Origin of the sequence: Pigmentiphaga sp. GD03639 (genome assembly GCF_029845405.1) — a bacterium.
Taxonomy (GTDB): domain Bacteria; phylum Pseudomonadota; class Gammaproteobacteria; order Burkholderiales; family Burkholderiaceae_B; genus Pigmentiphaga; species Pigmentiphaga daeguensis.
Map to the genome: position 1 here is coordinate 19,622 of NZ_JAOCLR010000017.1, position 20,007 is coordinate 39,628.

The 20,007-nt window shown below is 66.4% G+C and carries 20 protein-coding genes; 17 read left to right on the forward strand and 3 right to left on the reverse strand.

Features of this window, described 5'->3' with window-relative positions:
* Window positions 1-12 precede the first annotated feature (12 nt).
* From N5K27_RS17750 to N5K27_RS17790, 9 genes are all read left to right on the forward strand, one after another.
* Window positions 13-735, forward strand: coding sequence for a TorF family putative porin (locus N5K27_RS17750; protein ID WP_087838132.1), 723 nt, complete (start codon window positions 13-15; stop codon window positions 733-735).
* Window positions 736-796: 61 nt separating this feature from the next.
* The gene (gene glnK / locus N5K27_RS17755; protein WP_087838131.1) at window positions 797-1,135 is read left to right on the forward strand and encodes a P-II family nitrogen regulator; all 339 of its coding nucleotides are present in this window, start codon (window positions 797-799) and stop codon (window positions 1,133-1,135) included.
* 120 nt (window positions 1,136-1,255) lie between these two features.
* On the forward strand, window positions 1,256-2,488 hold the full coding sequence (gene amt / locus N5K27_RS17760; RefSeq protein ID WP_087838159.1) for an ammonium transporter: 1,233 nt from the start codon (window positions 1,256-1,258) through the stop codon (window positions 2,486-2,488).
* 350 nt (window positions 2,489-2,838) lie between these two features.
* Window positions 2,839-3,621 (forward strand): GntR family transcriptional regulator, encoded by a 783-nt coding sequence (locus tag N5K27_RS17765; RefSeq protein WP_124691794.1) that lies wholly within the window; start codon window positions 2,839-2,841, stop codon window positions 3,619-3,621.
* A gap of 135 nt (window positions 3,622-3,756) precedes the next feature.
* The gene (locus N5K27_RS17770) at window positions 3,757-4,932 is read left to right on the forward strand and encodes an ABC transporter substrate-binding protein (protein ID WP_087838129.1); all 1,176 of its coding nucleotides are present in this window, start codon (window positions 3,757-3,759) and stop codon (window positions 4,930-4,932) included.
* A 178-nt stretch (window positions 4,933-5,110) separates the two neighbouring features.
* Window positions 5,111-5,971, forward strand: a complete 861-nt coding sequence (locus tag N5K27_RS17775) for a branched-chain amino acid ABC transporter permease (RefSeq protein WP_087838128.1) — start codon at window positions 5,111-5,113, stop codon at window positions 5,969-5,971.
* Window positions 5,971-6,987 carry a branched-chain amino acid ABC transporter permease gene (locus tag N5K27_RS17780; RefSeq protein WP_087838127.1) on the forward strand — a complete coding sequence of 339 codons (1,017 nt, stop codon included), beginning with the start codon at window positions 5,971-5,973 and terminating at the stop codon, window positions 6,985-6,987. Before N5K27_RS17775 ends, N5K27_RS17780 begins: the two co-directional genes overlap by 1 nt.
* The gene (locus tag N5K27_RS17785) at window positions 6,984-7,748 is read left to right on the forward strand and encodes an ABC transporter ATP-binding protein (RefSeq protein WP_279817856.1); all 765 of its coding nucleotides are present in this window, start codon (window positions 6,984-6,986) and stop codon (window positions 7,746-7,748) included. The genes N5K27_RS17780 and N5K27_RS17785 overlap by 4 nt, the downstream gene beginning before the upstream one ends.
* Window positions 7,741-8,448, forward strand: coding sequence for an ABC transporter ATP-binding protein (locus tag N5K27_RS17790; protein WP_087838125.1), 708 nt, complete (start codon window positions 7,741-7,743; stop codon window positions 8,446-8,448). The genes N5K27_RS17785 and N5K27_RS17790 overlap by 8 nt, the downstream gene beginning before the upstream one ends.
* Window positions 8,449-8,495: 47 nt before the next feature.
* Here the strand turns inward: N5K27_RS17790 and N5K27_RS17795 are convergent, their stop codons facing one another.
* Window positions 8,496-9,353 (reverse strand): AraC family transcriptional regulator, encoded by an 858-nt coding sequence (locus N5K27_RS17795; protein ID WP_132979489.1) that lies wholly within the window; start codon window positions 9,351-9,353, stop codon window positions 8,496-8,498.
* A gap of 208 nt (window positions 9,354-9,561) precedes the next feature.
* Here N5K27_RS17795 and N5K27_RS17800 point away from each other — a divergent pair, with 208 nt between their 5' ends.
* Complete coding sequence (locus tag N5K27_RS17800) at window positions 9,562-10,635, forward strand: hypothetical protein (RefSeq protein ID WP_087838123.1); 1,074 nt, start codon at window positions 9,562-9,564, stop codon at window positions 10,633-10,635.
* Window positions 10,632-12,071, forward strand: a complete 1,440-nt coding sequence (locus N5K27_RS17805; RefSeq protein WP_279817859.1) for an aldehyde dehydrogenase family protein — start codon at window positions 10,632-10,634, stop codon at window positions 12,069-12,071. Before N5K27_RS17800 ends, N5K27_RS17805 begins: the two co-directional genes overlap by 4 nt.
* 42 nt (window positions 12,072-12,113) lie before the next feature.
* Here the strand turns inward: N5K27_RS17805 and N5K27_RS17810 are convergent, their stop codons facing one another.
* Window positions 12,114-13,103 (reverse strand): tripartite tricarboxylate transporter substrate binding protein, encoded by a 990-nt coding sequence (locus tag N5K27_RS17810; RefSeq protein WP_087838121.1) that lies wholly within the window; start codon window positions 13,101-13,103, stop codon window positions 12,114-12,116.
* Window positions 13,104-13,358: 255 nt separating this feature from the next.
* On the opposite strand from N5K27_RS17810, the gene N5K27_RS17815 reads away from it, so the two are divergent.
* Genes N5K27_RS17815 through N5K27_RS17830 form a run of 4 tightly spaced genes read left to right on the forward strand, consistent with a single transcriptional unit; the run spans window position 13,359 to window position 15,997 of the window.
* Window positions 13,359-14,327 (forward strand): tripartite tricarboxylate transporter substrate binding protein, encoded by a 969-nt coding sequence (locus N5K27_RS17815; RefSeq protein WP_279817861.1) that lies wholly within the window; start codon window positions 13,359-13,361, stop codon window positions 14,325-14,327.
* A gap of 32 nt (window positions 14,328-14,359) precedes the next feature.
* Window positions 14,360-15,094, forward strand: a complete 735-nt coding sequence (locus N5K27_RS17820) for an amidohydrolase family protein (RefSeq protein ID WP_279817863.1) — start codon at window positions 14,360-14,362, stop codon at window positions 15,092-15,094.
* A 20-nt stretch (window positions 15,095-15,114) separates the two neighbouring features.
* The gene (locus N5K27_RS17825; RefSeq protein ID WP_279817864.1) at window positions 15,115-15,279 is read left to right on the forward strand and encodes a hypothetical protein; all 165 of its coding nucleotides are present in this window, start codon (window positions 15,115-15,117) and stop codon (window positions 15,277-15,279) included.
* Window positions 15,260-15,997 carry an SDR family oxidoreductase gene (locus tag N5K27_RS17830; protein ID WP_087838118.1) on the forward strand — a complete coding sequence of 246 codons (738 nt, stop codon included), beginning with the start codon at window positions 15,260-15,262 and terminating at the stop codon, window positions 15,995-15,997. The genes N5K27_RS17825 and N5K27_RS17830 overlap by 20 nt, the downstream gene beginning before the upstream one ends.
* An 8-nt stretch (window positions 15,998-16,005) precedes the next feature.
* Here the strand turns inward: N5K27_RS17830 and N5K27_RS17835 are convergent, their stop codons facing one another.
* Window positions 16,006-16,605, reverse strand: a complete 600-nt coding sequence (locus N5K27_RS17835; RefSeq protein WP_279817865.1) for an SDR family oxidoreductase — start codon at window positions 16,603-16,605, stop codon at window positions 16,006-16,008.
* Between the two features lie 151 nt (window positions 16,606-16,756).
* Here N5K27_RS17835 and N5K27_RS17840 point away from each other — a divergent pair, with 151 nt between their 5' ends.
* Both N5K27_RS17840 and guaD read left to right on the forward strand, forming a co-directional pair.
* Complete coding sequence (locus N5K27_RS17840; protein ID WP_279817866.1) at window positions 16,757-18,571, forward strand: ABC transporter ATP-binding protein; 1,815 nt, start codon at window positions 16,757-16,759, stop codon at window positions 18,569-18,571.
* Window positions 18,546-19,958: a guanine deaminase gene (gene guaD / locus N5K27_RS17845; RefSeq protein WP_279817868.1), complete on the forward strand. Its 1,413-nt coding sequence runs from the start codon at window positions 18,546-18,548 to the stop codon at window positions 19,956-19,958. Before N5K27_RS17840 ends, guaD begins: the two co-directional genes overlap by 26 nt.
* The last annotated feature ends 49 nt before the right edge of the window (window positions 19,959-20,007 follow it).

Here is a 20,007-nt window from a genome sequence, read left to right on the forward strand (position 1 = left end):
CTGGAACGACCCATGAAAAAACCTCTGCTTGCGACCGCCCTGGCCTTGTGCGCCACCTCGACCGCCTTCGCCGCCGATCCGGAGCCCGACTTTACCTTCACCGGCAATGCCGGCCTGTTCAGCGACTACCGTTTCCGCGGCTTCAGCCAGACCAACCTGAAGCCTGCCATGCAGGGCGGCTTCGATTTCGCCCACAAGTCCGGCTTCTATCTGGGCAACTGGAACTCCAACGTCGCCAGCGAGCTGTTCAGCGGCGGCAACCTGGAAATGGATTTCTACGGCGGCTACAAGTTCAAGTACGAGGATTTCGCCTTCGACGTGGGCGGCCTCTATTACTACTACCCCGGTTCCAAGCTGAACGGCAGCACGATCGACAACTTCGAGCTGTACGGCGCGGTGGGCTGGGGCCCGTTCACGCTGAAGTACTCGCACGGCATGACCGATTTCTTCGGCGCGCCGAACAGCAAGAACAACTACTACCTGGACCTGGGCGCCGCCTTCGACCTGGGCGACGGCTGGGGCGCGAACGCCCACATCGGCTACCAGAAGCTGAAGAACGACGCGACCGGCCTGGATCACTACGTCGACTACAAGGCGGGCGTGACCAAGGACCTGAACGGCTGGATCCTGGGCCTGTCGCTGGTCACCACCAGCAAGAAGGACTGGGTCATCACCAACAAGGGCAAGAACGCCGGCCGCTTCGGCGCGGTGCTTGGCCTGAGCAAGGCGTTCTGATCACGGGGCGGCCGCCGGGCCGCGCCGGTCAATTTCGATTCATCACCATGTGGGGTTCGTCATGAAACTCATCACTGCAATCATCAAGCCTTTCAAGCTTGACGAGGTACGAGAAGCCCTCTCCGGCATCGGGGTCCAGGGCATCACCGTTACCGAGATCAAGGGCTTCGGCCGCCAGAAGGGCCATACCGAGCTGTATCGCGGCGCCGAGTACGTCGTCGATTTCCTGCCCAAGGTCAAGATCGAGATCGCCCTGGCGGACGATCTGGTGGACCGCGCGATCGAGGCCATCGAGACCTCGGCCCGCACCGGCAAGATCGGCGATGGCAAGATATTCGTATTCCCGCTGGAACAGGTCATCCGGATTCGTACCGGGGAAACCGGCAAGGACGCCCTCTGATAGGACGATTCAAAAATGAAAACAACGCATGCTTCATCGATGAAAGCCCTTGGGGCGGGACTGGCGCTGGCGCTGGCACTGTTCGCCGCGCCCGCGCTGGCGGAGGATGCCGCCCCCACGCTGGTCGGGGCCGATCTGGCCTGGCTCAGCACGTCCACCATCCTGGTGCTGCTGATGGTGGTGCCGGGCCTGGCGCTGTTCTACGGCGGCCTGGTGCGCAGCAAGAACATGTTGTCGGTCCTGATGCAGGTGCTGGTCACGTTCTCGCTGATCGTCGTGCTGTGGTTCATCTACGGCTATTCGCTGGCCTTCACCGAGGGCAATGCCTTCTTCGGCGGGCTTGACCGCCTGTTCCTGAAAGGCCTGTTCGATGCCGACACCGGGACCTTCCCGCTGTCGGGCACCGTGCCGGAACTCAGCTTCGCGGCCTTCCAGGCGACGTTCGCCGGCATCACCTGCGCGCTGATCGTGGGCGCCTTCGCCGAACGCGCGCGTTTCTCGGCCATCCTGCTGTTCATGGTGCTGTGGTTCACCTTCGCCTACATCCCCATCGCGCACATGGTGTGGTTCGGCGGCGAAGTCAAGGGCTTCCTGTTCGAGCGCGGCGCGCTGGACTTCGCGGGCGGCACGGTGGTGCACATCAACGCCGGCGTGGCGGGCCTGATCGGCGCCTACGTGATCGGCAAGCGCATCGGCTTCGGCAAGGAAGCCCTGTCGCCGCACAACCTGCCCATGACGATGATCGGCGCCTCGCTGCTGTGGGTGGGCTGGTTCGGCTTCAACGCGGGTTCGGCGCTGGCGGCCAACAACATCGCCTCGCTGGCCTTCATGAACACGCTGATCGCCACGGCCGCGGCGGTGCTGGCCTGGGTCTTCACGGAATGGGCGGTCCGGGGCCATCCCTCGATGCTGGGCGGCGCGTCCGGCGCCGTGGCGGGCCTGGTGGGCGTGACCCCGGCGGCCGGCGTGGTCGGCCCGGTGGGCGCGCTGGTGATCGGCCTGGCCGCGGGCGTGATCTGCGTCTGGGGCGTGACCGGCCTGAAGCGCATGCTGAAGGTGGACGACTCGCTGGACGTGTTCGGCGTGCACGGCGTGGGCGGCATCGTCGGCGCCCTGCTGACCGGCATCTTCAACGCGAAGGTGCTGGGCGGCCCGGGCGTGGACGGCATGACCATCCTGGGCCAGCTGTGGGTGCAGGTCGAGGCCGTGGTGATCACCATCGTCTGGACCACCATCGTCGCGCTGATCGCCTACAAGATCGCCGACGCGCTGCTGGGACTGCGCGTGACCGAAGAGGAAGAGCGCGAGGGCCTGGACATCACGACGCACGGGGAAAGCGCGTATCACTCGTAGATAAGTTCCCCCCTACGCGCTAATGCGCGCCCCCCAGGGGGCGATGCGGGTGGACCGGCAAAGCCGGATCCACCGCATCCTGGCAACATCGGGTGGGTTCTTGCAGGAGCGGCGTCCAGAATTGGGCGCCGCTTTTTTTTCAGGGGTTGTATACGGGGCTTGGCGTTTTCCCTAGGCCTGGTACAAAGTTCTTGTTCTCGGTCGGAATATCTGTATACAGTCTGTATCCAGCAAAGCGGTGAAGAGCTGTAACGGAGACATGACTACCCCCTGCCGTATTCCGGGCGCCATCGGCGCCTTGCCTGTCCGGACTTCCTGTCCGCGTTCCCCCTCTTCGCTGCGAGGCCTGCATGACTGAGCGGGCTTCCGCGCGCGACCGGGCCGAGGGCAAGGCCAAGTCGGGCGGCGCGCAGACGACCGCGGCCGAACTGGGGCTGCGGGAACTGATCCTGTCGGGCGAGCTGACCCCCGGGGCGCGGCTGTCCGAGCCCAGCGTGGCCGAGCGCCTGGGCATTTCGCGCACGCCCATCCGCGCCGCGATGGCCAGGCTGGAAGACGAAGGCCTGCTGGAAGTGATTCCTTCGGGCGGCTATGCGGTCAAGGCCTTCACCGAATCCGAGATCCGCGATTCCATCGAGGTGCGCGGCACCCTGGAAGGGCTGGCCGCGCGCATGGCCGCCGAACGCGGCGTGTCGGCCGCCGACCTGGATGCGATGCGCGACTGCCTGACCGAGATCGACCGCATCCTGACCGGCCGCGACAAGGGTGTCGCCGACCTGTCCAGCTACATCGAGCTGAATCGCCGCTTCCATCAGATGCTGCACTACCTGCCGGGCAGCTCGGTGCTCGAACGCCAGATCGCGCGCGCGACGAACCTGCCGTTCGCCTCGCCCAACGGTTTCCTGCAGGCCCAGGCGGACGACGAGGAAGCCTGGCTGAGCCTGATCGTGGCGCAGGACCAGCACTGGATGGTGCTGGCCGCCATCGAGAACCGCGAAGGCGCACGCGCCGAAGCCATCATGCGCGAACACGCGCGCATCGCCTTCCGCAACATGCAATCGGTGCTGCGCAACCAGGACATGTTCTCGCAGATCCCAGGAGCCCGACTGATACGCAGACGCATACCGCGATAACGTTTCGCGCTTGCGGATTACCCGCAAGCGTCACTTTTCCCGTTTACAAGCTGATACGCTATGCCGCGCTTTTCAGCGGCCCCTGGCTTCTGATTTCCCACGTTGTCCCATCTGGTGAGTTAGCAAGGAGACACCATGAACAACAAACGCAATCTGCTCAAGATCGCAGCCGCGCTGATGCTGGCCGGCACGGCCGCCGTGCCCGCCTACGCGCAGGACGTGGTCAAGGTCGGCCTGATCCTGCCGATGACGGGTCCGTTCGCGTCCACCGGCCGGCAGATCGAAGCGGCCGTCCGCCTGTACATGGCCGAACACGGCACCACCGTGGCGGGCAAGAAAATCGAGCTGATCATCAAGGACGACGCCAACGTCGCCGACACCACCAAGCGCCTGGCGCAGGAACTGGTGATCAATGACCGCGTCGCCGTGCTGGCCGGCTTCGGCCTGACGCCGCTGGCCCTGTCGACCACGCCCATCGCGACCCAGGCCAAGATTCCCATGGTGGTGATGGCCGCCGCGACCGCGATGATCACCGAACAGTCGCCCTACGTCGTGCGTTCCGGCTTCACGCTGCCGCAGGCCACGCTGGGCATCGCCCAGTGGGCGCCGAAGAACGGCATCAAGAAGGTCGTGACCCTGGTCGCGGACTACGGTCCTGGCATCGATGCCCAGAACTCGTTCAAGAAGGTCTTCACCGCCAACGGCGGCGAGGTGCTGCAAGAACTGCGCGTGCCGGTGAACAACCCCGACTTCGCGCCCTTCCTGCAGCGCGTGAGCGATGCCAAGCCCGACGCCGTGTTCGTGTTCGTGCCCTCGGGCATGGGCTCGGTGGTCATGAAGCAGTTCGCCGAGCGCGGCCTGGACAAGGCCGGCATCAAGATGATCGGCACCGGCGACGTGGTCGACGACGATCTGTTGAACGACATGGGCAACGTGGCGCTGGGCGTGGTGACGTCCATGCACTACTCCGCCGCGCTGGACAACCCGGCCAACAAGGCCTACGTGGCCGGCATCGCCAAGGCCAACAAGGGCATGCGTCCGAACTTCCACAGCGTGGGCGGCTATGACGGCATGCACCTGATCTACAAGGCCCTGGAAGCCACCAAGGGCGACACCAACGGCGACAAGCTGCTGGCCGCCATGAAGGGCCAGAAGTGGGACAGCCCGCGCGGTCCGGTCATGCTGGATCCGCAGACGCGCGAGATGGTGCAGAACGTCTACATCACCAAGGTGGAACGCGTGAACGGCGGTCTCTATAACGTGCCTTTCGACAAGATCGAAGCCGTCAAAGATCCAGCAAAGATTAAGTAACCCCCCCTACGCGCTTCGCGCGCTTCCCCAGGGGGGGCGGCACTGGCGGACCGGCGGAGCCGGATCCGCTGTGCCCTGGGGTACTACCGGGCTGGCCGGGGGTGGCGTTCTGTAGTGACGTCATGCGGGTCTTGGGTGTTGCCGTGTCTTGAGCGCGGTTTGGAATTGCGGTGGCTTCATGTTGACTATCTTGTTCGATGGCATTGCATATGGGATGCTGTTGTTCGTGCTGGCTTGCGGGCTGTCCGTGACGTTGGGGTTGATGAACTTCATCAACCTGGCGCACGGGGCGTTCGCGATGGTGGGCGGCTATGTGACCGTGCTGGCCATGCAGCGCCTGAACGTGCCTTTCCTTTTGTGTCTGCCGCTGGCCTTCATCGTGTCGGCGGTCATGGGGGCGATCCTGGAGCGCACGCTGTACAAGCGGGTGTACGGGCAATCGCACCTGAACCAGGTGTTGTTCTCGATCGGCCTGACCTTCATGGCCATGGCCATGGTCGACTACTTCATGGGATCGCAGCAACAGCTGCTGCACCTGCCGGAGTGGCTGAGCGGCCGTTCGGTCATCGGCGGCGTGGGCATCGGGCACTACCGGCTGTTCGTGATCGTGATCTGCGTGGCGCTGGTGATCGGGCTGCAACTGATCCTGAGCAAGACGCGGTTCGGCAGCCGCCTGCGTGCCTCGGTGGACGATCCGCGCGCGGCCAGCGGGCTGGGCATCAACATCAACCTGGTGTTCCTGTCGACCTTCGCCTTCGGTTCCGGCCTGGCCGGCCTGGGGGGCGCGCTGGGCGCCGACCTGCTCGGCCTGGATCCGACCTTCCCGGTCAAGTACATGATCTATTTCCTGATCGTGGTGGCCGTGGGCGGCACGTCGTCCCTGACGGGGCCGCTGGTGGCCTCGCTGCTGCTGGGCGTGGCCGACGTGGCCGGCAAATACTACATCCCCACTGTGGGGGCATTCATCATCTATTGCGTCATGATCATCATGCTGATGTGGCGCCCGCAAGGCCTGTTCGCCCGGGCGGGGGGTAAGTAATGAAAGCCACGATCGCACCCCGGGCCGCCGCCGTGGCGGCCCCTGATTCGCTGCGCGCCGTCGGCGCGCGCTGGTCCCGCATCCGGTGGTTCGAAATCGTCTTCTGGGTGGTCGCCATCGGCGCCGCCTTCGTGCTGCCCAGGGGATTCCTGCTGCTGAACGAACTGGCCATCCTGGCCTTGTTCGCGGTCTCGCTCGACCTGATCCTGGGCTACGCCGGCATCGTCTCGCTGGGGCACGCGGCCTTCTTCGGGTTGGGCGCCTATTGCGCGGCGCTGCTGGCCAAGCACTTCGGCATCGATCCTCTCCTGGGGCTGGCCATCTCGGCCGCCCTGAGCGCGCTGCTGGGACTGGTGACCAGCGTGCTGGTGATGCGCGGTTCGGACCTGACCCGTCTGATGGTGACGCTGGGCGTCGCCTTGATCCTGTACGAGATCGCCAACAAGATGGGTTGGCTGACGGGGGGCGCGGACGGCCTGACCGGCGTGACCATGGTGCCCCTGTTCGGCACCTTCGAGTTCGACCTGTTCGGCCGCACTGCCTATACCTACTCGATCATCGTGGTGGCGATATTGTTCTTCATCGCCCGGGCCATCGTGCATTCGCCGTTCGGCATGTCGCTGCAGGTGGTGCGCCAGAATCCGCTGCGCGCCGCGGCCATGGGCGTGGCCGTGAACCGCCGCCGCGCCGCCGTCTACACGCTGGCGGCCGCCTATGCGGGCGTGGCCGGCGCGCTGCTGGCGCAGACCACCGGCTTCGCCTCGCTGGACGTGCTGGCCTTCCACCGGTCGGCCGACGTGATGCTGATGCTGGTGATCGGCGGCGCCGGCTACCTGTACGGCGGCATCATCGGCGCGGTCATCTTCAAGTTCATGCAGGACTGGCTGTCGGGCATCACGCCTCAATACTGGCAATTCTGGATCGGCCTGCTGCTGGTCGTCATCGTGGTCGTCGGCCACGAGAAGCTGGTGCGTCCCTGGACCTGGTTCCGCCGTGGCCATGGAGGCAAGCAATGACCACCGTACTGCAGACCTTCAACCTGACCAAGCGCTTCGGCGGGCTGGTCGCCACCAACGACGTGTCGATCAAGGTCGAGCGCGGCGCTCGCCAGGCGCTGATCGGCCCCAACGGCGCGGGCAAGACCACGCTGATCAACCTGCTGACCGGCGTGTTGTTCGCCACTTCCGGCCGTATCGAGCTGGAAGGCGAAGACGTCACGCGCCTGCCGGTGCACGCGCGCGCACGCCGCGGCCTGGTACGCACCTTCCAGATCAACCAGCTGTTCGCCGAAATGACGCCCGCGGAATCGCTGGCGGTGGCCATCTCCGAACGCGAAGGCAAGGGCTGGCGCTGCCTGCGCCCGCTGGGCAAGCGCGGCGAGATCATGGACGAGTGCGCGGCCCTGATGGAGCAGTGCAACCTGCTCGACGTGAAAGACCGCAAGACGGCGGTGCTGCCCTACGGCAAGCAGCGCCTGCTGGAGATCGCGCTGGCGCTGGCCGCCAAGCCGCGCGTGCTGCTGCTGGACGAACCCGTGGCCGGCGTGCCCGACGGCGAGCGCCGCGAGATCCTCAACACGGTCGGCGCCCTGCCCGAGGACGTGACCATCCTGCTGATCGAACACGACATGGACCTGGTATTTTCCTTCGCCAACCGCATCTCGGTACTGGTCAACGGCGGCTTGTTCGTCGAAGGCACCAATGCCGAGATCGCCCGCGACCCGCGCGTGAAGGCGGTGTACCTGGGCGAAGAAGTGGTGGAGGGCTACCATGACTGAGCTGCTCAAGCTGGAAGGCATCGTCGCCGGCTACGGCGAAGCCAAGGTCCTGATGGGCATAGACCTGAGCCTGGGCGAAGGCCAGGCGCTGGCCTTGCTGGGCCGCAACGGCACCGGCAAGACCACGCTGATCAATACCATCGTCGGTCACACGCGGCGCTTCGCCGGCCGCCTGCACCTGGGGGGCCGGGACATCACCGGGCTGCGTCCGGACCAGCGTGCGCTGGCGGGCATCGGCTGGGTGCCGCAGGAGCGCAACATCTTCAAGTCGCTGACCGTCGAGGAAAACCTGACCGCCGTGGCCGTGCCCGGACCGTGGAACCTCAAGCGCATCTACGAGATGTTCCCGCGCCTGCAGGAACGCAAGGCCAACATGGGCAACCAGCTCTCGGGCGGCGAGCAGCAGATGCTGGCCATCGGCCGCGCGCTGATGCTGAACCCGCGCGTGCTGCTGCTGGACGAGCCGCTGGAAGGGCTCGCGCCCATCATCGTGCAGGAACTGATGAGCGCCCTGCAGCGGATCATCCGCGACGAGGGGATGTCGGTGATCCTGGTCGAGCAGAACGCCCGCAAGGCGCTCAGCATCACCGACTCCGCCATCGTGCTGGAACGCGGCAGCGTGGTGCACGCCAGCTCCGCGCAGGCCTTGCTGGCCGATGGCGCGACGCTGGACGGATTGCTGGGCGTGGCCAAGCATTAGGATGTGGCGAAAGCCGGAAGTCCCTGGCGGCTTCCGGCGCGTTTGCCTCAGAGCCGGGCGTCGGCGTGCTCGCACTGCCGGGGCAGGGCCGGTACCGCTGCGCGGCGGTAGTCCCGGGGAGTGAAGCCCTGCTGGTCGACGAAGAACTTCGAGAAATGGCTTTGCGCGCCAAAGCCGCAGCGCTGCGACAGCTCGGCGATGGGACCCGCGTCGTCGGCCAGATACTCCACCGCGGCATGCAGCCGCAGCATATTGACATAGTGCTTGGGCGACAGGCCCGTGCAGGCAGTGAACAGTTCGAAGAAGCGGGAGCGGGACAGGCCTACCCGCGCGGCGATCTCCTGGGTGGGCAGCGGTTCTTCCAGGTGTTCCTGCATCAACGAGATCGCCCGCCGGATGCGATAGTCGTTGCTGCGGGCAGGCCGTTCGCGATTCGGATAGGTGGGGCCGTGCTGATGGCAAAGATGCTCGGCGAGCTCGCCGAACAAGGCCTGGACTTCGGGGGCGTTGAGCTCGACCGCCTCGAGCATGTGCCTGGCCAGACGCTGGGCGAGCTCGACCGCGCGTGTTCCCAGTTGAACGCTGCTGTGCCGAAAAAAACGCACATAAGAGGGCAGGCCGGGAAACTGTTCCTCGATCCACAGGGGCGAGAAATACAGCATCAGGATCGTGCTCTTGCCCTGGCCGACGGAGAGGTTGGCGTGCAGTTCGTGGCTATTGACGAGGACGGCGTGGCGGGGGGCCAGCATCGCCGACGTTTCTCCAACCTGGTATTCATGGCAGGGGCCGTCCAGTTCGATCATGGCATGGTGGACGGGATGCGCATGCGGGCCTGCGGGACGCACCTTGTCGAGCAGGCAGGCCCGGCCGATATGGCCATGGGTAACGGCTAGGACTCTGGACACGTGGCACTTCCTTCGCCCCGAAGGCGATGAGACGGCGATGTTGCGTGTGTGCGGACAGTATATCCAAGGCCCCGGCGAACGCCATCGGCTGGCCAGACAAAATCGGATGAATTCATAAATCGGCAGACGCAGGCGTAATGGCCGCCCAGGCCCGCGTTCCTACACTCCCTGGCACCCAAGGACACATTGCCAAGAAAGGAGAGACGGAATGACCCAGGATCTGATCGTCGGTGGCGCCATGCTGCCGCATGCCCCGCAGTTCTTTACCTTGCCCGATACCGAGGACAAGAACACCGTCCAGCGCGTTCGGGACGTGGCTGCATCGATCGGGGAGCGGCTGCAGGCGCTGGAGCCGGAGCTGTGGATCATGATTGCCAACGACCATGCGCAGCAATTCTTCCACCAGTGCGCGCCGCCGTTCACGCTGCACGTGGGTGGCGTGGCCAGGGGCGAGTTCGCGGGCCGGGGGTTTCGCTACCAGGTGCCCAGCGACATTTCCTTCGCGATCGTCGAGGACCTGTACCGGTCGGGCTTCGATCCCGCCTTCACCAGCAGTGCCGAGATCGACTATGCGCTCGGCATTCCGTTGACGCACCTGGGGGTATCCGCGCCCGTACTGCCGGTCTACGTGAACGCCTATCTGCCGCCGCAACCGACCACTGAGCGATGCTATGCCTTCGGCGTGGCGTTGGCCAACGCCGTGCGCCGCCTTGGCTTGCGCACGGTCGTCGTCGCCAGCGGCGGCATGTCGCATTTTCCTGGAACGGACCGCTACAGCCAGCCCGACCTGGAGTTCGACAACCGGGTACTGGACACCCTGCGAACCGGCAATCTGAAGTCGCTGATCGGATACGCCGAGTCGAAGCTGGACGATACCGGCAACATCGAGCTGCGCTGCTGGGCGGTGGCCGCGGGAGCGCTGGGCGAGCGCGTTCCCGACGTGGTGCAGATGGATCCGAGCTGGCACCACAACTATGCCTCGGTGGGATTCTTTTCTCCGCCCCGGCCGGCTCCTCGCCCGCACTATCCGCGCATCGCTCCCGAGTTGGCGGAGCTGACGCGCGCCCTGCATGGCCTGGCCTACGATCAGGCCAACCAGCGTGCCTTCGTCGCGGATCCGCGGGCCTACGTCGCCCGCTTCGAACTCAGCGAGGCGCATCGCGGAGCCTTGCTGGACATGGACCAGCTCAAGTTCGCCGAGATGGGGCTGCATCCGCTGATCGGGTTCCTGGCGAACATGAACATCCGGCATCTGCGCGCCGAGCAGGGAGGCGGACGATGAAGGACACGCTGGCTGGAGAGGTACAGGCCTCGTTCATCGACGGCGCCCGGGTGGCGCCGGGCGTGGCGCGCATGCCGTGGCGCCAGGCCGGCAGCGGCGGCATGCTGGCCATTGCCGAGGCGGACGAAGGCATCGTGGCGCAGGCGGTTGACAGCGCGCGGCGCGCGTTCCAGGCGCAGCGCCCTGCGCCGTCGACCGTGCGCCTGCGGCACCTGCAATGCCTGAAGGACGCCCTGTCCCGGGAGGCCGCGGCCTTGGCGCGCCTCATCAGCGAGGACGTCGGCAAGCCGATACGCGTGGCGCGCGGGGAGGTGGCGCGGGGCCTGCAATTCGTCGAAGCATGCATGTCGGAGCTGTCACATCTGGGGGGCGAAGTCCTGCCCCTGGATGCCGTGCCCGCCGGCGTGGGGCGCATCGGCTACACCCGCCGCTTCCCCTATGGGGTCGTGGGTGCGATCACGCCGTTCAATGCGCCGGTGAACCTGCTCGTGCAGAAACTGGCCCCCGCGCTGGCGGCGGGCAACGCGTGCGTGGCCAAGCCCGCTCCGGCGTCGCTGCGCACGGCCCTGCACCTGGCTGCCGCGGCGGTCGAGGCGGGCCTGCCTCCGGGCATGATGAACGTGCTGGCGGGCGACAAGGCGACGGCGCTGGCCCTGGCGGGCCATCCCGACGTCGGCGTCGTGTCGTTCACGGGCGGGGTGCAGGCCGGGGAAGCACTGGCCAGGGCGACGGGCGTGCGCCGATTCGTGTCGGAACTGGGGTCGAGCGCCGCCAATGTCGTACTGGCCGACGCGGACCTGGAGTCGGCCGTCGCCAAGATCGCCACGGCGGCGTTCGAGGCCAGCGGGCAACAGTGCATATCGGCGCAGCGGATCATCGTCGAGGCGCGGATCTACGACGAGTTCGCGGAACGTTTCGCCGCCGCTGCCGGACGGATGCGGGTCGGGCCCGCCGACGACGAGCGGACGGACGTCGGCCCGCTGGTGTCCGAGGCGTCGGCCGATCGCATCATGGCCCTGTGCGACGATGCGATCTCGCTGGGCGCACGCTATCGGCTCGCGCCCCGCCGCGAGGGGCTGGTCCTGTCTCCGGTCATCATCGAGGAGCTTTCACCGTCGGCGCGGCTATGGCACGAGGAAGTCTTCGGGCCTGTGGCCGTGCTGATCCGGGCCAGCGATGCCAACCATGCACTGGAACTGGCCAATGATTCTCCCTTCGGTCTCCAGGGGGCGGTGTTTACCCGCAGTCTGAGCCAGGCGTTCCGGTTCGCCGAGTCTTTCGAGGTGGGGGCGTTGTGGGTGAACGAGGCCAGTCGCTTCCGCCTGGACATGTACCCCTTCGGCGGCATGAAACTGAGCGGCACCGGTAGGGAAGGCGTGCGCTATGCCATCGAGGAGTTGTCGCAACTCAAGTTCACGGGTATTGCCTGGCAGTAGCGCCAAGGCGTGCCGTCCATCAAGGACGGCACGCCTTCTTCTTCAGTTCATCAAGGGAAGTCCTTGCTCGGCCACGACACGCTTCCACTTGGCGACTTCGCCCTGGAAGAACCTGTCGAACTGGGCGGGAGAGCCCGACATGCCTTCCGCTCCGAGTTGCTCGAGCCGGGACTTGAATTCGCCGGACGCCAGGGCCTTGGCCATCATTTCGTTGAGTTGCGCCACGCGTCTGGAATCCATGCCGGAAGGGCCGAAGATGCCGAACCACGAGACGAATGAATACTTGGGATAGCCCGATTCCGCCACGGTGGGAAGATCGGGCAGCGCTTCGGACCGCGCCGACCCGGTGACGGCGATGCCGCGCAGTTTGCCGCTGCGGACGTGTCCCACCACCGCCGGCATCAATTCGAACACCAGGTCGAGATTGCCCGCCATCACGTCGGCCATCGCCGGTCCTCCGCTCTTGTACGGCACGTGAAGGAGGTCCACGCCGACTTCGCCCTTGAACAGTTCGACCGACAGGTGACTGGAGGTACCGATGCCGGCGGTGCCGAAGGTCAGCTTGCCAGGATGTTTCTTGGCCTCTGCGACGAGCTCGCTCACGTTGCGCAGCCGGGAAGACGGATTGACCGCTATGACGTTCTGCAGCGAAGCCACGCCGCTGATGGCGACCAGGTCCTTCAGCGGGTCCACGGGCATGCTGCGCATCAGGCTGGGGTTGCTGGCCAGGCTCGTGGCGCCGAGCAGCAGGGTATGGCCGTCCTTGTCCTGGGCGCGCGCGACGAGCTCGGCGCCGATGTTGCCCCCCGCACCGGGTTTGTTTTCGACCACCACGGGTTTGCCTGCGATGCCCGCCAGTTCCTTGGCGACCGAGCGTCCGAGGATGTCGCCCGCGCCGCCTGGCGCATAAGGCACGATCAGCGTGATGGGCCGCGTGGGAAAGGCCTCGGCGGCAAGCAGGGGGGCATGGGCTCCGAAGGCCAGGGCGAGGAGTGCAGCCTGTTTCAGGACGAGGGGCGGACGACGATGCATGGGGACTCCTGATGGTTGAAAAAGGCATCGGCGAGTGTAGGAGGGGCTTCATTCTTTGTAGTTATCCCACTGTCCTCCCATTTACGCATTGATCTCATTTTTTGCGCCGGCGACGCCGGCGTGGATCGCCTGCGCAATTAATCGGACGCCATCGTAAATGCGGCGACGAAACGGTAATGGGCCGCCGCGACCCCATTCCTATAATCCGCTTCAATTTCCGGATACGCCCTCGTCACCTGATCACAAGGAGGCAGCATGAACCGGCAGTCGAGTCTTTGCGCGACGATCCTCGTCTCGCTGTTGGGAGGCGGCACGGCATGCGCCGCCGGCTATCCCGATCGCCCCATCAAGATGGTGGTGCCGTTCGCGGTGGGCGGACTGAACGACGTGCTCGCCCGCATCATCGCGCCGCGGTTGACGGCCGAGCTGGGCCAGCCCGTGGTGGTGGAGAACAAGGGGGGCGCTGGCAGCGTCGTGGGCACCGAGCAGGCCGCACGCGCCAGGCCCGATGGCTACACATTGCTGCTGTCCAGCGCCGCGCTGGCCATCAATCCCTCGCTGTACAAGAAACTGCCTTACGACGTGCAGCGCGACTTCGTTCCCGTCATCCAGATCTCGAGCACCCAGATGGTGCTGCTGCGTTCGCCCAAGTTCGAGCCGGACTCCGCCCCCGCGCTGGTCGACTACCTACGCAAGCATCCGGGCAAAGTGAACTATGCATCGTCCGGCGTGGGGTCGCCCAGCCACCTGGCCTCGGAGCTGTTCGTGCGCACGTACAAGCTCGACACGGTACACGTGCCCTATAAGGGCGCGGGCCCCGCGTTGGCGGCGATCGCGGCGGGCGAGGCGGAGTTCTGCGTGGACGTGCTGCCCACGGCGATGACGATGCACAAGTCCGGCATGCTGAAGATCCTCGCGCTGGCCGGCGACAAGCGCTCGCCGCGGCTGCCGGACGTGCCGACGCTGGCCGAGGTGGGCTTTCCCGAGTATGCCGCCAGCTCGTGGAACGTCATCATGGCGCCGGCGCACACGCCAGCCGATGTATTGGACAAGCTGCGCGCGACGCTCAGAAAGATCATGGAGTCCGACGACATGCGCGAGCGGATGCGGCAATTGGCGGTGGAGCCCAGGTCGGTGACGGGCGAGGCGCTGGCCGCGTTCATCGCCAGCGAAACGGACAAATGGGGCAACCTGATCCAGTCGGCCTCGATCACGGCCGACTAGCGCGAACCGATACTTGAGGGGAGTGGAGAATCATGCGAGACGGATACCATGTCGTGGACCTGCGAGCCCGCCCGCCTACCAAGGAGATCCTGACCTATTTCACGCCGGATCACTTGAAGTTCTTCGGTGGCCACCTGGGAATGAAGACCATCCCGCCGTCCTACCTGAATGCGTCGGTGGAACTGTTTTTCCAGGAGGCGGATCGCGCCGGCGTGGACCGGATGCTGTGCGTGCATCGGGTGGTGCCGGCCGCAGGCGGATCGCCGCGCAGCGACGTATCCAACGACCATATCGCCGAAGTGGTGCATGCCCATCCCGACCGCCTGTCGGGCGTCGCGGGCATCGACGTGGGCGGGGACTTCGGCGACCCCCTGGAGGAAACCCGCCGGGCCATCGACGACCTGGGCCTGCGCGGCATCCATATCGCGCCCACGCGCAGCGCGCTCGCCACGCACTGGGACGACCGGCGCCTTTATCCGCTGTACGAGTTGTGCGATGACCGCAAGGTGCCGGTGGTGCTGATGTCCGGACCGTTCGCGGGGCCGGAGATCGAGGATACTCACCCGCGGTACATCCAGGGGGTGGCGCGGGACTTTCCCAACCTGTCCATCGTTGCCGGGCACGCCTGCTGGCCCTTTTTCGCCGAGCTGCTGGGCGTGGCCTATCGCCACGAGAACGTATACGCGTATCGGCCGATGCCTACCTCTTCATGCCTGGGGGAGACCTGCTGGTCCAGGCGGCCAACGGGTTCCTGCAGGACCAGATGATGTACGGGTCAGGATATCCGGTGCGGGAGATCGACGCCTGCCTGGACGCGTACATGCAACTTCCCTTGTCGGATACGAGCTTTCGCAAGACGCTGGGCGAGAACGCGGTGCGAGTGTTCGGACTGCCCGGGCCTGCCGCCGTGGATTCGACCCGGGAGGGCCGGGATGGCCGCGCCGCCCAATGACGGCGTGACGGTGATAACCGGGGCCAGTGGCGGGATAGGAGCGGCTCTTGCCCGGCGTGTGCTGGCAGAGGGCGGACGGGTGGTCAACCTGTCCGACCGGCCGCCCGCGGTGCCGCTCGGTGCCATGGACCGGATCGTCGACCTGACCGACGCCGTGGCCACGCGGGAGGTGTGCGAGGCCATCTTGCGCGAGCACCGCGTGACCGGCTTCGTGCATTGCGCGGGAATACCGCACATGGCGCCAGTCGAGGCTTTCGACGCCGAAGGCTTCGACCGCATCGTGCACCTCCACCTGCGCGCCGCCATGCAATGCATCGGCCTCGTGGTCCCGTCCATGAAAGCCCGGCGACATGGGCACATCGTGCTGCTGGGCAGCCGGGTCAGCCTGGGGCGCGTGCGCAGCTCGCTCTACGGCGCGGTGAAGTCCGGCATCCTGGGCATGGCCAGGGCCTTGGCGGTTGAACTGGCGCCGCACGGCATCAATGTCAACGTCGTCAGCCCCGGGCCGGTGGATACGCCCATGCTACGGGTCTACCACCCCGCCGGCTCGGAGCGGGCCCTGGCGCTGGAGGCCTCGATTCCCATGGGACGGGTAGCGCAGCCCGAGGACGTGGCCAATGCGGCCATGTTCTTCCTGCGGGACGAGACGTCCTATGTCACGGGGCAGAACCTGTTCGTGTGTGGCGGGCGGGACATCGCGGCGGCCGAGCGGGGCTGACGGCGGTCTCAGTCCGCGTCCATGATGGATCCGCAGGTCAGGTTGACGATGGCGCCCGTCATCGCGCCCGCGCGGTCGGAGGCCGCGAAGGCCGCCGCATCCGCCACCTCGGCGATCCGCGGCAGGCGCCCCAGCGCCGTTCCTGCATTCATGTAGTCCCGGATCTCGCGCAGCTCGGCCTCGGCTTCCGGCGGCCAGGTCTCCGGCAGCGCGTCCGAGCGCAGGCAGACGACGCGCACGCCGTGCCGCCCCAGTTCCCCCGCGAAGGTCCGGGCCATTGCCTCGATGGCCGTGCACGCGACGGCGAACCCGCCGGTCCGGTGGTAGACCCGATCCCGGCCGGACAGGCCGGCGGACGTCGCCGAAAGCGCCAGGATGACGCCGTGCCCCTGCCGCACCATGTGCCGGGCCGCGCCGCGCATCGTCAGGAAATTGGCCCGCACGCCCGTCTCCACGGGCGCCATGAAATCGGCCATGGCCATGTCCAGCAGTGGAGTGCCCTGCAGGTCGCCGCGGATGCTGGCAGCGTTCAGGCTGACGTCGATGCGTCCGGCCTTGGCCGCGACGTCGGCGGCGTAGACGATGGCGGTCTTGTCCTGAAGCAGCATGTGTGTCTCTCTGGAGCGGGCCGTGGGCGGCCTCGTGGTCTGTATCGAAGGCGATCCGGCTGCCTCGCGCATCATTATCGGCCAAGGGTGCCTGGTCCACCCGCAACCCTGGAGGTATCCTCTGGGGCGATACATCGTCCCAAGGATCTCCATGCGCCTCCTGTGGACCTACCTCAAGCCCCACCGCTCCCTGGCCTTCGTCGCGCTGCTGCTGGCGGGCGTCTCCCAGGTACTGGCCCTGGTCGACCCCATCATCTTCGGCCGCATCATCGACGAGTACGCGATCAACCGGGCCGGCAAGACCGAGCACGAGCTGGTCACCGGCGTGCTGGGGCTGCTGGGCCTGGCGGTGGGGATCGCCATCCTGTCCCGGCTGGCCCGCGCCTTGCAGGAATACACGACCCGGCTGGTGGTGCAGAAGCTGGGCACGCATCTTTTCAACGACGGCCTGCGGCAGGTACTGCGCCTGCGCTTCCAGGAGTTCGAAGATTTGCGCAGCGGCGAGGTGCTGTCGCTGCTGCAGAAGGTCCGGGCCGACAGCGAACGTTTCATCAACACCTTCATCAATACGGTGTTCGCGGCGGTGGTGGGGGTAGGGTTCCTGACCTGGTATTCGGTCACGAAGAACTGGCTGCTGGTGCCGGTGTTCCTGGTCGGAGTGCTGCTGCTGGGCGGGCTGACGGGATTGCTCAGCCGCGAGATCAAGACCCAGCAGCGTTCCATCGTGCGCGAGACCAACCGCAATTCGGGCTTCATTACCGAGTCCCTGCGCAACGTGGAACTGATCAAGAGCCTGGGGCTGACCTATCCGGAAATCCGCCGCCTGCAGGCGCAGACGGCGGCGATCTTCGCGCTCGAAATGGAGAAGGTCAAGCGGATACGGGTGCTGTCCTTCCTGCAGGGCATGACGCTGAGCCTGTTGCGGCTGTCCATCCTGTTCGCGCTGCTGTGGCTGATCTTCCGCGAGGTGCTGAGCCCGGGCGAGCTGATTGCGATGCAGTTCATCTCGGTGGCGATCTTCGCGCCGTTGCAGGAACTGGGGAACATCATCCTGGCCTATCGCGAAGTGGATGCCTCGCTGCTGAATTTCGGGGCGCTGATGAAAAAGCCGGTGGAACGGCGGCCGCCCGGCGCGGTGGACGTGGGGCCGGTGCGCAACGTGCGTTTCGAGCAGGTCCGTTTTCGCCACAAGGGGGCGCCGGACTACGCGCTGGAAGACGTGTCGTTCGACGCGGAACTGGGTGACACGATCGCGTTCGTGGGGCCGTCGGGTTCGGGCAAGTCGACCCTGGTGAAGCTGTTGGTGGGGCTGTATCCGCCGGCCAGCGGGACGGTGTCGTACAACGGCCAGCCCACGACGGCGCTGCGCTTCAACCGCGTCCGGCGGCAGATCGGATTCGTGACGCAAGAGGCGCACATGTTCGCGGGCACGATCCGCGAGAACCTGCGCCTGGTCAAGCCCGACGCCACCGACGAGGAAATGGTGACGGCGATGGAACAGGCGTCCTGCGCCTATCTGTTGACGAAGTCGCCGGACGGGCTGGATACGACCATAGGCGAGATGGGGATGAAGCTGTCGGGCGGCGAGAAGCAGCGCCTGTCGATCGCCCGCGCGCTGATCCGCCAGCCCCGGCTCCTGATCTTCGACGAGGCGACCTCGGCGCTGGATTCGCTGACCGAGGAACAGATCAACGAGACGGTGCGGCGCATCTGCGCGCGCCGCACGCAGATCACGATCCTGATCGCGCACCGGCTGTCGACCGTGATGCAGGCCGACACCATCTTCGTGCTGGAAAAAGGGCGTATCGTGGAGCAGGGCAGCCACGCGCGGCTGCTGGAAGGCAAGGGACTTTATTATGCGATGTGGCGGCAGCAGATAGGCGAGCGGCCCGCCGCGCCGACGTCCGAGGACCTGCCCGCCGACGAACCCGAGGATGCCTATGACCCGCTCCCGCCCGGGCCCTGACGCCCCCGACTCCCGCTTCGGCCCCGGCCGTCACGCCCTGCGCGGCGCCACGCTGAGTTTCCATGCCGATCCTTTCCTGTCGGATCCGCACGCCTCGTACACCCACCTGCCCGATGCGCTGGTAGTGATCGAGGACGGCCGGATCGCGGAAGCCGGCCCCTACGACCGGCTGCGCGCCTCGGTCGAAGGCTCCATGCCGGTGGCGCACTATCCGGACGCCCTGATCTTGCCCGGCTTCGTCGACACCCACATCCATTACCCGCAGACCCAGATGATCGGCGCCTTCGGCGAGCAGCTGCTGGAGTGGCTGAACAAGTACACCTTCGTGACCGAGCAGCAGTTCGCCGACCCGGCGCACGCGGCGATGGTCAGCGAACTGTTCCTGCGCGAGCTGCTGCGGGCGGGCACGACGACGGCGGCGGTGTACTGCACGGTGCATCCCGGGTCGGTGGACGCCTTCTTCCAGGCCTCGCAGCGCTTCGACACGCGCATGATTGCCGGCAAGGTGCTGATGGACCGCAACGCGCCGCAGGCGCTGCGGGATACGGTGCAAAGCGGCTACGAGGATTCCCGGGACCTGATCGCCAAGTGGCACGGCAACGGGCGCCAGCTGTATTGCATCACGCCGCGCTTCGCGGCGACCTCGTCCCAGGCGCAGCTGGAGTCGGCCGCCCGCCTGTGGCGCGAGCATCCCGGCACCTACATGCAGACCCATCTGAGCGAGAACCTGGGCGAGGTGGGCTGGATCGCCGAGCTGTTTCCGGACTGCTGCGATTATTTCGAGGTCTACCGGCGCGCCGGGCTGGCGGGGCCGCGCGCCATCTTCGCGCACGCGGTGCACGTTTCGGAAGACGAACTGTGCGCCTGTCACCGGGCCGGGGCGGCGCTGTCGCACTGTCCGACGTCCAACCTGTTCCTGGGCAGCGGGCTGTTCCGGGTGTTCGACGCCAAGCGGGCCGACCGGCCGGTGCGGGTGGGGCTGGGCACGGACATAGGCGGCGGCACGGCCTTCTCGCAGTTGCAGACGCTGAACGAGGCTTACAAGGTGGCGGCCCTGAACCAGACGCGGCTGACCGCTGCCCATGCGTTCTACCTGGCGACCCGGGGTGGCGCGCATGCGCTTTATCTGGACGACCGCCTGGGAGCGATCGAGCCGGGCTACGAGGCCGACCTGGTGGTGCTGGACCTGAAGTCCACGCCCCTGATGGATTTCCGGATGCGCTATTGCGCCGACCTGATGGAGCGGCTGTTCGTGCTGATGACGCTGGGCGACGACCGCGCCGTCCGCGCCACCTACGTGGCGGGGCGGCCGGTGTACGACCGCTCGCGCCAGCCCGCGCCCTTCCGGTACGCGGACGGTTCGGCGGCGCCCGCGCCGGCTTGCTAGAATCAGTATTCCTTTCCGCGCCCGCGTCCGGCGGGCATTCAAGGCCATC